This is a genomic window from Microvirga sp. Mcv34 (assembly GCF_024519725.1).
Classification (GTDB): Bacteria; Pseudomonadota; Alphaproteobacteria; order Rhizobiales; family Beijerinckiaceae; genus Microvirga.
The window spans coordinates 12,281-25,655 of record NZ_JALJRK010000014.1; the positions used below are offsets into that span (position 1 = coordinate 12,281).

The following is a 13,375-nucleotide window of genomic DNA, read 5'->3' on the forward strand; positions in this document are numbered from 1 at the left end:
CAGACGAGACGGCACGACTGCCGAGTTATGAGGATCGTGACAAGAGAGTGATTGACTTGCCGTGACAGATTAAAGCCCGCCTCATTGGGGTGAGGCGGGCTTTGGCTTCATCTGAGGCGCGCTATGGGGTGATTATGGCCATCCCTTGCGAGCGTCCTCATCAGCAAACCCTAAGCCAGAACTCGATAGCCATCGTTGTGTATCAACAGTTTTAGCACGTGGAACAGATCCAGATCCAAACTACAAGTCTCACCGTTCCAACTCGCCACATGCAACTGCGGCGAGCTGTTGCGTCAATTGAGTCAGGCTGAAGGGTGAATCCAGCCTAACTTTGGTTCCACTCTCACATTCTCAGTCCTCAATTGCCAATTTTGTTTACGAGCACCCCGTCGTGCTGCCGCACGTATCGCACTTCAAGCAGGTCCCATTCCGCACCAGCGTGAAGTTCGCGCATTCGGGGCAGGCTTCGCCCACATAGCCCTTCATCTTGGCCTCAGCGCGCCGGTCGGCGACCGACGGGGCGGGGGCTGCGAAGGCGAGCTTGGACATCTCGGCTTCGCCGACCTTTTCCTCCACCTGCACGGCGGGCTGGGCCAGTTCGCTCTTGAGAGCGTTCGCGCCGGCCGTCAGGCCGCCGATGCGCTGCGGCTGGCTGGCGCCACCCGGGATCAGCATGAGGCGGTCGACGGAGCCGCGGGTGAAGCCGCGGGACACGACGGCGGTGGCCGGGGCGGGCTCCGGCGCCTTCGACTGGGCTTCGCCCTGGCCGATGGTGGTGGGGCCTGCTTCCGACGGGTCCACGTGGGCGAGATCGTTGCGGGAGAGATACGACACCGCGAGCTCGCGGAACACGTAGTCGAGGATCGAGGTCGCGGACTTGATGCGCTCGTTGCCCTGGACGAAGCCGGCCGGCTCGAAGCGCGTGAAGGTGAAGGCCTCCACGTATTCCTCCAGCGGCACGCCGTATTGCAGGCCGAGCGAGATCGCGATGGCGAAGTTGTTCATCATGGCCCGGAAGGCGGCGCCTTCCTTGTGCATGTCGATGAAGATCTCGCCGAGGCGTCCGTCGTCGTACTCGCCCGTGCGCAGGTACACCTTGTGGCCGCCGACGACGGCTTTCTGGGTGTAGCCCTTGCGGCGGTCGGGCATCTTCTCGCGGTCGCGAAGCGCCACGACACGCTCGACGATCTTCTCCACGATCTTTTCCGACACGTGGGCGGCTTTCGCGGCGGTCGGCATGGCGGCGACCTGCTCGACGGCGTCCTCCGCATCCTCGTCCTCATCGGCGATGAGGGCGGAGTTCAGCGGCTGCGAGAGCTTGGAGCCGTCGCGGTAGAGGGCGTTCGCCTTCAGCGCCAGCTTCCAGGACAGCATGTAGGCGTTCTTGCAATCCTCGACGGTGGCGTCGTTGGGCATGTTGATGGTCTTGGAGATCGCGCCCGAGATGAAGGGCTGCGACGCCGCCATCATGCGGATGTGGCTCTCCACCGAGAGATAGCGCTTGCCGATCTTGCCGCAGGGATTGGCGCAATCGAACACCGCGTAATGCTCGGTCTTGAGGTGCGGGGCGCCTTCCAGCGTCATCGCTCCGCAGATGTGGATGTTCGCGGCCTCGATATCGGCCTTCGAGAAGCCGAGGAAGGAGAGCAGGTCGAAGGACGGATCGTTGAGCTTCTCGGCCGGGACGTTGAGCGTGCCGGTGAGGAAGTCCTCGCCGAGCGTCCAGCGGTTGAAGACGAACTTGATGTCGAAGGCCGATTTCAGGCCCTTCTCCACCGCGTCGATCTTCTCGTCCGTGAAGCCCTTCGCAGCGAGCGAGCCTGGGTTGATGGCGGGAGCTTGGCGCATGGAGCCGTGGCCGACTGCGTAAGCCTCGATCTCGGCGATCTCGGATTCGCGATAGCCCAAGGTCCGCAGCGCGTCGGGGACGGCCCGGTTGATGATCTTGAAGTAGCCGCCGCCGGCGAGCTTCTTGAACTTCACGAGAGCGAAGTCGGGCTCGATGCCGGTGGTGTCGCAATCCATCACGAGGCCGATCGTGCCGGTGGGCGCGATCACGGTGGCTTGCGCGTTGCGGTAGCCGTTCGTCTCGCCGAGTTCCAGGGCGCGGTCCCAGGCGGCCTTCGCATGGGCGACGAGATCGGCATCCGGGCAGGAGGCGTGATCGAGCGGGACCGGGTTGACGGCGAGGCCCTCATAGCCCTCCGCCTGTCCATGCGCCGCGCGGCGATGGTTGCGGATCACGCGCAGCATGTGCTTCGCGTTGGCCTTGTAGTTCGGGAACGGCCCGAGCTCGCCGGCCATCTCGGCGGAGGTGGCATAGGACACGCCGGTCATGATCGCCGTGATGGCGCCGCCCAGCGCCCGGCCCGCGTCGGAATCGTAGGGCAGGCCCATGGTCATGAGCAGGCCGCCGATATTGGCGAAGCCGAGGCCCAGCGTGCGGTATTCGTAGGAGAGCTGCGCGATCTCCTTCGACGGGAACTGCGCCATCATGACCGAGATTTCGAGCACCACGGTCCACAGGCGGCAGGCATGTTCGAACGAACCGGCGTCGAACTTGTGGTTCTGGCGGTCGAAGAACTGCAGCAGGTTGGCGGAGGCGAGATTGCACGCCGTGTCGTCCAGGAACATGTATTCCGAGCACGGGTTCGACGCCCGGATGCGGCCACCGGCGGGGCTGGTGTGCCAGTCGTTCATGGTGGTGTTGAAGTGCAGGCCCGGATCCGCCGACGCCCAGGCGGCGTGGCCGATCTGCTCCCACAGGTCGCGGGCCTTCAGGGTCTTCAGGACCTTGCCGTCCTTGCGGGCCTTGAGGTGCCAATCGGCATCGGTCTCCACCGCGCGCAAAAAGTCGTCGGTGAGCGAGACGGAGTTGTTGGAGTTCTGGCCGGAGACCGTCAGGTAGGCGTCCGAATCCCAATCGGTGTCGTAGATCGGGAAGTCGATGTCGGTGTAGCCCTGCTTGGCGAACTGAATGACGCGCTTGATGTAGTTGTCCGGGATCATGACCCGGCGCGCCAGCTTGATTTCCTTCTTCAGGGCCGGGTTCTTCTCCGGATCGAAGCAGGCATCGCCTTCGGCCTCGCAGTTCACGCAGGCCTTCATGATGGCCTTCAGGTGCTTGTTGCCGAGCTTGGAGCCGGTCACGAGGGCGGCGACCTTCTGCTCCTCCTTCACCTTCCAGTCGATATAGGCCTCGATGTCCGGATGATCGACATCGACCACCACCATCTTGGCGGCGCGGCGCGTGGTGCCGCCCGACTTGATCGCGCCGGCGGCGCGGTCGCCGATCTTGAGGAAGCTCATGAGGCCCGACGAGCGGCCGCCGCCGGAGAGCTTTTCGCCCTCGCCGCGCAGCTTCGAGAAGTTAGAGCCGGTGCCGGAGCCGTACTTGAACAGGCGCGCCTCGCGGACCCACAGGTCCATGATGCCGCCCTCGTTCACCAGATCGTCCTCGACGCCCTGAATGAAGCAGGCATGGGGCTGCGGGTGCTCGTAGGCCGACTTGGACTTGGTCAGCTTGCCGGTCTTGTAGTCCACGTAATAGTGGCCCTGGCCGGGACCGTCGATGCCGTAGGCCCAGTGCAGGCCGGTGTTGAACCATTGCGGGGAGTTCGGCGCCACCATCTGATTGGCGAGCATGAAGCGCAGCTCGTCATAGAAGGCCTGGGCGTCCTCCTCGGAGGAGAAATAGCCGCCCTTCCAGCCCCAATAGGTCCAGCAGCCCGCGAGGCGGTCGAAGACCTGCTTGGAGGAAATCTCGGAGCCGAAGCGCTGATCTTCCGGCAGGGAGGCAAGCGCCGCCTCGTCAGCCACGGAGCGCCAGAGCCAGGACGGGACGTCGTTCTCTTCCACCTTCTTCAGGCGGGCCGGAACGCCGGCCTTGCGGAAATACTTCTGGGCCAGAACGTCGGACGCCACCTGGCTCCAGGTCTCGGGCACCTCGATGTTCTCCAGCCTGAAGACGACCGAACCGTCCGGATTGCGGATCTCGCTCGTGGCGAGCCGGAAGGCGAGGGAGGAATAAGGCGATTGGCCCGTTTGCGTATAACGCCGCTCGATCCGCATAGTCATTTTCCCAAATATGGAGACAAAAGGTCTCCTGGCCGCGATTTTGCCCCGCAGCTCATCAGCCCAAATTATTGTTCGACGCCCCAACGACCCGTTCTTTCGGATCGCCACACGTAACCGCCCGAGTTACGGGCCTCCTCGAGACGCCAAGGGCCGCGCGGCAACACATTGCCACGGAGCTCTGACGCTTACTCTGGGGAGGTTCCAGCCGCCCTTTTGAGGTCGGCCGCCGGTCTCTGATCGGTACCCCGGCAAGCTAGTCGTGTTGCGAGCCTTACGTCAAGAACTTGTGTCGCGGCTCGTGGTTCCAACTATATATAGTGGAAGGATGTTAAGAATGTGGAAAACTAGCTAAGCCTTGGAGACTCCTCTGAGAATCCTTTCAGGGATTCCACAGAGGCCGAAATGTGCCGGCTCAGGACCGGTAAGAAATCCAACGAGATGTTGTGCCGGCGCATCATATCGATGGGACAGCTCGCGGCCAGCTCGTGACATGCCAATAGGTGTTAGAAATGGCCCAGATTCCCGGAAAACACGTCTTGGTCGTCGGTGACTGAGATTGAGAATCGGGTCGCACGCAGGTTGTGACCCTCTTGACGACGGCGGGCACGGAAGAGGGGCGCGACTCAGAGGCCTCAGACGGATTCGATCAATACGTCTGGAGCAGAACGATTCTTTAGACGAGTTGGCCAGGATCTGGTGAGGCGCCCGCTTCCGAATCGAGATTCGTCACAGAACCAAGTGCCGAGCGAGATAAGCCGGCCGGCACGGTCCGCCTAGAAAGCAAATGGACAATGTGAGGGTAGGTTGGTCGGTGGGTACGGAAAGCCACCGTCGATCACGTAACGTCGTGCAACTGGAAAGCTCATTGGTCCCAAGAAATGCAACTAAGTTGCGCTAGAAACCTAATTGATAATTTATAACGTAAAAAACGAGATGTTGTGCCGGGACTGCGCAAGTCTCCCGCGACGGCGTCACTAGCGTAAGGGATCAAGGGGCTATGACCTTCAGCATTGAACAGGCATTTGCCGAGTTTTGGGATAACAGCGGTGGCAAAGATGGCAAAGGCATCGAATACGGGGGAACCGGAACTGGCGGCCAGATCACGGGAAACGTCACCGGTGGCTCGGGAACGGGGTCATCATATAAGGCGCCCGTAATCAATCCTTATGCACAGACAAACCCAGTGCCGGAGGACTATTGTGAGGACGACGGGGGCGGAGTTGATGGCGGTCTGACGGATGAGAACGGTAACCAGATCTATATCGATATGAAGATTTACGCGCCGGTTACGATGCCAGGTAACCTCAGTTCGATGCAGAGAGAATTGCTTCGCCTAGAGTATAATTACGACATGTTGTTTTATGGCAAGTCAAATATCTGGCCGTACTCTTTTCTTATTGAATCTCGCGGTGAGCATTTCTCGGATGGCCACATTCACCCTGGCGATAACGTCGTTTATGCGGGCGGTGCCGGAGCAAATTCCACGGTCCCGACAGGTGAAGTGTCGAGCTTCACGGTTCGCATGACCTTCGGCACGTCGGGCAATGACACGACATACGGCAGTTCCGGTTCTGAGTTCCTTTTCGGCGGCGACGGCAACGACGTCCTCTATGGCTATGGCGGCAATGATACCATCCAGGGCGGTGCAGGTGCCGATACGATGGACGGTGGTGATGGCATCGACATGCTCGACTACCGCGGGGACACCGCCGGTGTGTACATCGACGTGCGCACCAACTCGGCCTTTTATGGCGAGGCCGCAGGCGACGTGATCAGCGGCTTCGAGAACGTGGTCGGCGGCTCGGGCAACGACACGATCTATGGCAGCCATGATGCCAACATGATCTGGGGCGGGGGCGGAGACGATATCATCGCAGGTGCAGGCGGCGACGACTCCCTCTCGGGTAATACGGGCAACGATGCCCTCTATGGCGATGCCGGCAACGATCTGATCGTAGGCGGTGAGGGTTCCGACAGACTGGACGGTGGCGACGGAATCGACACGCTCAGTTATGTCTCCAGCACAGCCGCCGTCTATATCGATGTGCGCACAAATACCGCGCTCTATGGCGATGCCGAAGGCGATCGGATCAGCAACTTCGAGAACGTTATTGGCGGATCGGGCAACGACACGATCTACGGCAGCCATGATGCCAACGTGCTGGATGGGTCATTGGGCGACGATGTCATCGCCGGCGCCGGCGGCGACGACGTCATCTGGGGCGGCGACGGGTTCGATTATCTCTACGGCGACGACGGTAATGATGTCGTCTGGGGCGAGGCCGGCAATGACGTTATCCAGGGTGGCGCGGGTGCCGATACGCTGGACGGCGGCGACGGCAGGGACTGGCTCGACTACCGTACCGATACGGCGGGCGTTTACATCGACCTGCGCACCAACTCGGCCTTCCATGGCGATGCCGAGGGCGACCGGATCAGCAACTTCGAGAACGTGATGGGCGGTTCGGGCCGGGATACGATCTATGGCAGTTCCGGAGACAACGAAATGTGGGGCCGGGGCGGGGACGACATCCTGGCTGGCGCGGATGGAGATGACACCTTGCACGGCCAAGAGGGCAACGACTGGCTCGAAGGCGGCAACGGATGGGATCTGCTTACGGGCGGCGCCGGTGATGATCGCCTGGTTGGCGGCGCCGGCACGGACATACTCGTGGGTAACCAGGGACGGGACACCTTCGTGTTCGATGCGGCTCTTGGCCCGGACAATGATGATTGGATCTACGACTTCAGCGTATCGGAAGACACCATAGCATTGAGCCGCAGCGTCTTCGGCGGCTTCGGTTCTTCGGTGTGGGTGGCCGTGGGGCAAGGGGCCGGGCCTGGCGGTGCGCAGATCGTTTACGACGATACAACCGGTAACTTGTTCTATGACGCAGACGGTGCAGGTGGAGTGGCGCAGGTCAAGTTTGCCCATCTTGCGACCGGTCTGACGCTGACTTCAGGCAACTTCATCCTGATTTGATCCAGAGCGTAGTCTTACGCACCACAAGCAGAAGGGCTGGTCGAGCGACCGGCCCTTCTCACGTTCTGGGGGACGTTACGGATCAGGCCACGTCCAAGCCCCGGAGGGGCGGAAGTGCTGTCTGCCAGGGCGCACCGGCACCGGTACGCTCCCAGGCCGGCGGGCATCTTTATGCTCGACTTCTTCGAAGTCAGACGCCATATTCCGCGCAACTTTGGCTCCTCTAGGCAGCAGCGATGAAACAGTTTTGGACCCAATTCTTCACCTGGTGGAACGGCCAGACCCTCGGCACGCGGTATTTCACCTGGCGCAAGGGGCAGTTCGTGGGCGAGGACGAGTTCGGCAACCGCTACTACCGTTACACGCAGCCCCAGGCCATCGACTCGAACGTAGGGGCGGAGCGCCGCTGGGTCGTCTATAACGGCTATGCCGATGCCTCGAAGGTCCCGCCCGGCTGGCGCGCATGGCTGTGCCATAACGGTGACGTGGCTCCGAGCGAGGAGAGCTACAAGGCGCATCCCTGGGAAAGGGCGTACGTGCCCAACATGACCGGCACGGCCCAGGCCTACCGTCCGCAGGGCTCAAGCCTCTCGGTCGGGCAACGCCCCGCTGCCACGGGCGATTACGTGCCGTGGACCCCCGGAGAGTGAGGCCAAGCCGCTCAGCCCGCCCTCGACATCTTTGACGTCATGGCCGTCCCTGGACTTGATCCAAGGGCGGCCTTTTCGATTCGCGGAGGCGCGGCGGCGGCTGACATCAGCCTTTCGGATGGAAATACGATTGCCGCCTCATGACGGCCTCGCCGAAGAGGCCGAAGGCCTGGATCACGTGGCCCTGCGGCACCTCGATGCCTCGTGCCACGCCTGAACCCTTCAGGACGCCGGCCCGCTCGTCCGGTTCGGGGTCGCGATAGGTCCCGCCATCGCCCAGGATGCAGTTCTGGCAGCGGACCGGACCCAGGATTTGGGCACCTCGTCCGATTCGGTTCGACATCGTGAGTGATCCGCCACCGAGAAGCCGGGTTCCGTCCCCGATCGCGATGGTGTCGCCAGCGCCGGCCTTGATCGTGAAGCCGCCTTCCTCGCCGATCTCGGCTCCGGAGCCGATCGTGACCGCCCCGCCCGAGGCAACGACCCGGGTGCCAGGAAAAACGTTCGTTCCGCGGCCGATGGCGATGCGCCCGTGGGAAGAAGCCTGGAGGATGACATTGGGCCAGAGCACCACGTCCTCTTCCAGCTGAACATCGGACGAGACCAGGACGGAACCCGGATCCGGCAGCAGGATGCCGCGCCGGCTGAGGGCGGCCGTTTCCTCCAGCGACAGGAAGCCCAGGCGCCTTCGCGCCGCGTCGCCCTGCCGATCCGTTTCGTCCATGTGAGTCCGCTTCCGATCCATCTGCCCCGGGAGCTTAACCGATCGGCGTGGGACTCATAAGCCGTCTTGAGTAGGGGGCGGCACAGGGCGATACCCTTCGGGTGCTATGCCGTCAGGGCATAACGGACATCAATTCTTATGGCTCCTCAAGTCGGGAGCGCATCCGTATATCCGCACCGCAACAAGAGCAAAGACAACCGGCCATGGGGCCGGTCCACTGCTGGGGCTTTCCATGTTCGTTTCTTACATCCTGTCGAAAATTCGTACCTATAGCCTGTATCGCGAGACCGTCCGCGAGCTGGCGCAGCTCTCCGACCGTGAGCTGGCCGATCTCGGCATCGCCCGCTATGATATCGCCCGGGTCGCCCGTGAAGCGACCTTCGCGTAAGCGGCACAACACCGGTTCTCGCAGCAATCGCCCGCCCTCGGCGGGCGTTCGCTTTTCAGGAGACGTCTTCGGCCAAGCCGTCCAGGCCAGGCCAAGGATGAACGGGTTTCACGAGCTTCAGGCATAGGACAGGGCACAAAACGTCGTTTCAGGCGTCAACCATACGAAGGTAACCATGGCTTCTCTGATCTCACGGGAATGGTACACGATCGCCATCTTCGGCATGGTCGTGCTGGCGTCGATCCTACCCATCGGCGGCGAGCCGGCGGAGGTGTTCTCGGTCGCGACCAATCTCGCGATTGCCCTGCTGTTCTTCCTCCATGGCGCGCGCCTGTCCCGCGACGTGGTGATCGCCGGCATGATCCATTGGCGGCTGCACCTCTTCGTGCTGGTCACCACTTTCGTAGTCTTCCCGATTCTCGGCCTCATCGTCCTCGCCGTACCGAACCTGATGACCCCGGCGCTGGCCACGGGCATCCTGTTCCTGTGCGTCCTCCCCTCGACCGTTCAGTCGTCGATCGCGTTCACGTCGATTGCGGAGGGCAATGTGCCGGCCGCGATCTGCTCGGCTTCAGCATCGAACATCCTCGGCATGTTCCTGACCCCGCTCCTCGTGGGCCTGCTGTTCCACACGCAAGGCGGCGGGGGCTTTTCCCTCGAGGCGCTCGAGGGCATCCTGCTGCAGCTTCTTGCGCCCTTCATCCTCGGTCAGGTGCTTCAGCCCTTCCTCGGAAGGTGGCTAAGCCGGCATAGGACGCTCACGCAGTTCGTCGATCGCGGCTCCATCCTGATGGTGGTCTATGGGGCCTTCAGCGAGGCTGTGATCGAGGGGCTCTGGCACAGGCTTTCGGCCACGGATCTCATCGCGGTAGTCGTGATCGACATCGTGCTGCTGATGGCGGTGCTGCTCTTCACGTTTTATGTCAGCGGCTGGTTCGGGTTCAATCGCGCGGACCGGATCACCATCACCTTCTGCGGCTCCAAGAAGAGCCTTGCCTCCGGCGCCCCGATGGCGAACGTGATCTTCGCCGGACAGGATGTGGGCTCCATCGTGCTGCCGCTCATGATCTTCCATCAGATCCAGCTGATGACCTGCGCGGTCCTGGCGCGTCGCTTCGCGAGCAGCGCGAAGGCTCCTGCCGTTCCGGAGAAGGCGAAGGTCGTCTAGAGCATTTTTCGGTGAAGTGGATCCGGTTCACCGCCAAAAAATGCGGTCAAACAAGAAAGAGAGCTGATTCCATGTCAATGGAAACAGCTCTAGCCGCACGTTAAGTCTGATGCCGCTCCTCAGGCATCGTCCGAGGAGCGGTGCTCGGAGGAGGGGATTACGGCTGGCCGCTGCCTCCCGCAGCCCCGTAGATCTGCCCCGTCGCATAGCTCGCATCGGCTGCGGCGAGCTGGACATAGATCGAGGCGAGCTCGGCCGGCTGGCCGGGTCGGCCCATAGGCGTGTCGCCGCCGAATTGCTGCAGCTTCTCCTGGGTTGCGCCGCCGCTGACCTGAAGCGGGGTCCAGATCGGCCCCGGAGCGACGCCGTTGACGCGGATTCCCTTGGGGCCGAGCTGCTTCGCCATGGATTTGGTGAAGTTCATCATCGCGGCCTTGGTCATTGCGTAATCGACCAGATTTTCCGACGGGTCATAGGCCTGCTCGGAGGTCGTCTGGATGATCGCCGAGCCCGGCGTCAGGTGGGGCAGGGCCGCCTTGGTCAGCCAGAACATGGCGTAGACATTGGTCTTTAAGGTCGCGTCGAAGTCTTCCGACGTGATGTCGAGGAGCGCTGGCCGCTGCTGCTGGCGGGCGGCGTTGTTGACCAGGATATCGAGACCGCCGAGCTGCTGCACGGCATCTGCCACGATGCGCGCGCACAGGGCTTCGTCGCGGATGTCGCCCGGCAGGGCTACGGCGATCCGGCCCTCCTTCTTGATCAGGTCGATGACCTCCCGTGCGTCGGGCTCCTCGTCCGGGTGATAGCTGATGGCCACATCCGCGCCCTCGCGGGCGAAGGCGATGGCGGCCGCCCGGCCCATGCCGGAATCACCGCCGGTGATCAGGGCCTTCCGACCGCGCAGGCGTCCGGATCCCTTATAGCTCGTCTCGCCGTGGTCGGGGCGCGGGTCCATCTGGCCGGCCAAGCCCGGCCAGGGCTGGGATTGTGAGCGAAACGGTGGCTTGGCGTATTTCGTCGTCGGGTCCTCCTTCGCGACGCCGTCGCTCGCGGCTGGGGCAGCCGTCTGGGCCGAGGCCTGACCGGCCGCCGCCGCCGTCGCGAGACCAGCCGCCGCGCCTCCCATCACGCCCCGTCGTGAGATCCCGTTGCCGTCGCTCATGTCCATGTTCCAGCCTCTCGTCATCAATAGAGGCCGGTTAACCTGTGGCCGGACCGGAGGTTCAGAATTTTCTTTGACGTTGTCGTGAGGGGAAATGCCCAGGCTTCGGTTCGATCTGACGGGTCTTTTCCCGCTTGCCCTTTTTCCATCATGGTTCGCGTGTTATCGCGGTGCCGGGATAAGGGGTACGACCGGGCAGACCGGACAAGAACCGCCAAATCGGACCTGGCTTGGAAAATATGATGAAACTCGGATGGACGCGGGCGGCTGTCGTGCTCGCAGGGGTAATCGGCGCAGCGGGTGCGGCTCAGGCGGACCGGATCAAGAATCCCACGGCGGTCTTTTCGGGACTCGACAAGATCACCGGGCGTATCGTTTCGTTCGAGGTCGGGATCGACGAAACTGTTCAATTCGGCGCCCTGCAGATGACCCCGAGGGTCTGCTTCACCAAGCCGCCCACGGAAGCGCCGAACACCACCTCGTTCGTCGAAGTGGACGAGCCGGGTCCCGATGGGCAGAACAAGCGGGTCTTCTCCGGCTGGCTCTTTGCCGCCAGCCCCGGCCTGCATGGGCTCGAGCACCCGGTTTACGACATCTGGCTCGTGGATTGCAAAGGCGGCACGGAGGTGATCGCGGAGCCCAAGGAAATGCCCGAGGAGCTTCCGCCGATCCAGGATTCCGCCCGGGCACCGAGCGATACCGGACGACCGGGCGACATCATGGCCCCGACCGGCGGCGCCACGGCACCGCGTCCGCCGGCCGTGCAGACGGCTCCTCTGCGTCAGCCGACCCGGCGCCAAGCTCCCGCGGCCCCGATCATCAACACGGATCGCTGACCTGGGAGCATCGGACGCGAACTCAGACGCACATCCTGTGTTTCAGGCGCTCTGAAGGGCGGCGAGGGCCACCTCGCCGCTGACGGCCTTGCCGGGCGGCCAGGAATCCCAGTCGGCGCCATGCTCCATGGCATTGTGCAGCATCTGCTTGTAGATGCGTCTGGGAACCTCGACGGCGCCGAATTGGGCCAGATGGGAGGTCACGAACTGGGTATCAAGGAGCGAGAACCCGCCCCGTCGCAGGCGCGCCACCAGATGCACCAGCGCGACCTTGGAGGCGTCCCGTTCCGTATGGAACATGCTCTCGCCGAAGAAGGCCCCGTTGAGGCGCACCCCGTAGAGGCCGCCGACGAGTCGACCTTCCCGATAGGCCTCCACCGTGTGGCAGTAGCCCGCATCGAAAAGCTCGCCGTAGAGTTCACGGATGCGCCGGCTGATCCAGGTCTTCTCCCGGTCCACTCCCGGAGCTGCGCAACCGGCGATAACACCGTCGAAATCCCGGTCGATCCAGATCTCGAACTGGTCCGAGCGGACGGTGCGCGCCAGGCGCTTGGAGATGTGGAAAGTGTCGAGCGGAATGATGCCCCGCTCACGGGGTTCGACCCAGAAGAGGGACGGATCGTCGGCATCCTCCGCCATGGGAAAGATGCCAGCCGCATAGGCTTTCAGCAGGATATCGGGGGTAATATCGATCGCGTGGTCGGGAGACCGGGTCATTCACTCATCTATCCGATCGTTCGGGCTATCCTTCATAAAATAGGACAGCAGAAACGCGAAATCAGATTGGCCTGAGGTAGATTTTGCCGAGTTCCTGGATCTCGTCACCCGTTTTCTGAGTCTTCGTTGCAAGACCCCACAAGTCGTGGCGGTTCGGGCGACGGAACCCGAAGAACTGGGCAAACCCGGCTTGACCACAGGCGTTCGCGAGAGATTTCAGCGTGAAGCCCGTATGGTGAGCCATGTAGAGGTTACCGCCTTTCATGGCTGGCCTGAACCCATAAAGCATGTCCAGGGGTGAGACAGGGCCGCTACGGCTCGTATAGATCGGCGTCTCGATATCTCCTACCGATAGCCTTTCCCCTACCGTCTGCAGGTCCGGACAGGTCAGAATGACGAAGCCGTCCGGGTTGATCACACGTCGCATCGCCTTGAGCGCTAAGGGAACCTCGTGCGGATAAAGATGCTCGATGTTGTGGGCCGAATAGGCGGCATCGAAGGTGTCTGAACCGACCTTGGACAGCTCGGGCAGTTTATCGACGATATCCCGTTCGACGTTCGCGTCGATATCGAGCGTCACCTCGTCCCATGCCGCATCGGCAAAAGCCGCAACGGTCTGGTGCTTACGTTTGCGGCCGCAGCCAATATGAAGAAAGCGAGGCATGGTTTC

At 62.4% G+C, this 13,375-nt stretch carries 10 protein-coding genes; 5 read left to right on the forward strand and 5 right to left on the reverse strand.

The genetic code is table 11. From position 1 onward, the window contains the following. Positions 1–375: 375 nt before the first annotated feature. Positions 376–4,071 (reverse strand): vitamin B12-dependent ribonucleotide reductase, encoded by a 3,696-nt coding sequence (locus OC446_RS10110; protein ID WP_262028903.1) that lies wholly within the window; start codon positions 4,069–4,071, stop codon positions 376–378. A gap of 1,003 nt (positions 4,072–5,074) precedes the next feature. Between OC446_RS10110 and OC446_RS10115 the strand changes: the two genes are divergently transcribed. Further along, positions 5,075–7,060 carry a calcium-binding protein gene (locus OC446_RS10115; RefSeq protein WP_262028904.1) on the forward strand — a complete coding sequence of 662 codons (1,986 nt, stop codon included), beginning with the start codon at positions 5,075–5,077 and terminating at the stop codon, positions 7,058–7,060. 236 nt (positions 7,061–7,296) lie between these two features. Continuing rightward, complete coding sequence (locus OC446_RS10120) at positions 7,297–7,710, forward strand: NADH:ubiquinone oxidoreductase subunit NDUFA12 (RefSeq protein ID WP_262028905.1); 414 nt, start codon at positions 7,297–7,299, stop codon at positions 7,708–7,710. Between the two features lie 106 nt (positions 7,711–7,816). Here the strand turns inward: OC446_RS10120 and OC446_RS10125 are convergent, their stop codons facing one another. Beyond that, positions 7,817–8,434 carry a hypothetical protein gene (locus tag OC446_RS10125; protein WP_262028906.1) on the reverse strand — a complete coding sequence of 206 codons (618 nt, stop codon included), beginning with the start codon at positions 8,432–8,434 and terminating at the stop codon, positions 7,817–7,819. 232 nt (positions 8,435–8,666) lie between these two features. Here OC446_RS10125 and OC446_RS10130 point away from each other — a divergent pair, with 232 nt between their 5' ends. Beyond that, positions 8,667–8,822, forward strand: coding sequence for a DUF1127 domain-containing protein (locus OC446_RS10130; RefSeq protein ID WP_262028907.1), 156 nt, complete (start codon positions 8,667–8,669; stop codon positions 8,820–8,822). A gap of 175 nt (positions 8,823–8,997) precedes the next feature. After that, positions 8,998–9,990, forward strand: a complete 993-nt coding sequence (locus tag OC446_RS10135) for a bile acid:sodium symporter family protein (protein WP_262028908.1) — start codon at positions 8,998–9,000, stop codon at positions 9,988–9,990. Positions 9,991–10,147: 157 nt separating this feature from the next. On the opposite strand, the gene OC446_RS10140 is transcribed toward OC446_RS10135, so the two are convergent. After that, positions 10,148–11,158, reverse strand: a complete 1,011-nt coding sequence (locus tag OC446_RS10140; RefSeq protein WP_410055055.1) for an SDR family oxidoreductase — start codon at positions 11,156–11,158, stop codon at positions 10,148–10,150. 236 nt (positions 11,159–11,394) lie between these two features. On the opposite strand from OC446_RS10140, the gene OC446_RS10145 reads away from it, so the two are divergent. After that, positions 11,395–11,988, forward strand: coding sequence for a DUF2155 domain-containing protein (locus tag OC446_RS10145; RefSeq protein WP_262028965.1), 594 nt, complete (start codon positions 11,395–11,397; stop codon positions 11,986–11,988). 42 nt (positions 11,989–12,030) lie between these two features. Here the strand turns inward: OC446_RS10145 and aat are convergent, their stop codons facing one another. Together aat and OC446_RS10155 are read right to left on the reverse strand one after the other, a co-directional pair. Continuing rightward, positions 12,031–12,705: a leucyl/phenylalanyl-tRNA--protein transferase gene (aat, locus tag OC446_RS10150; RefSeq protein WP_262028910.1), complete on the reverse strand. Its 675-nt coding sequence runs from the start codon at positions 12,703–12,705 to the stop codon at positions 12,031–12,033. A gap of 61 nt (positions 12,706–12,766) precedes the next feature. Beyond that, positions 12,767–13,369, reverse strand: a complete 603-nt coding sequence (locus OC446_RS10155; RefSeq protein ID WP_262028911.1) for a class I SAM-dependent methyltransferase — start codon at positions 13,367–13,369, stop codon at positions 12,767–12,769. Positions 13,370–13,375 lie beyond the last annotated feature (6 nt).

Excerpts from the sequence above, each read along its gene's own strand:
- OC446_RS10140 (WP_410055055.1), bottom strand. The coding sequence starts at position 11,158 with ATGGACATGAGCGACGGCAACGGGATCTCACGACGGGGCGTGATGGGA.
- OC446_RS10145 (WP_262028965.1), top strand. The coding sequence starts at position 11,395 with ATGAAACTCGGATGGACGCGGGCGGCTGTCGTGCTCGCAGGGGTAATC.
- OC446_RS10155 (WP_262028911.1), bottom strand. The coding sequence starts at position 13,369 with ATGCCTCGCTTTCTTCATATTGGCTGCGGCCGCAAACGTAAGCACCAG.
- OC446_RS10115 (WP_262028904.1), top strand. The coding sequence starts at position 5,075 with ATGACCTTCAGCATTGAACAGGCATTTGCCGAGTTTTGGGATAACAGC.
- OC446_RS10125 (WP_262028906.1), bottom strand. The coding sequence starts at position 8,434 with ATGGACGAAACGGATCGGCAGGGCGACGCGGCGCGAAGGCGCCTGGGC.
- OC446_RS10135 (WP_262028908.1), top strand. The coding sequence starts at position 8,998 with ATGGCTTCTCTGATCTCACGGGAATGGTACACGATCGCCATCTTCGGC.
- OC446_RS10110 (WP_262028903.1), bottom strand. The coding sequence starts at position 4,071 with ATGCGGATCGAGCGGCGTTATACGCAAACGGGCCAATCGCCTTATTCC.
- OC446_RS10120 (WP_262028905.1), top strand. The coding sequence starts at position 7,297 with ATGAAACAGTTTTGGACCCAATTCTTCACCTGGTGGAACGGCCAGACC.
- aat (WP_262028910.1), bottom strand. The coding sequence starts at position 12,705 with ATGACCCGGTCTCCCGACCACGCGATCGATATTACCCCCGATATCCTG.
- OC446_RS10130 (WP_262028907.1), top strand. The coding sequence starts at position 8,667 with ATGTTCGTTTCTTACATCCTGTCGAAAATTCGTACCTATAGCCTGTAT.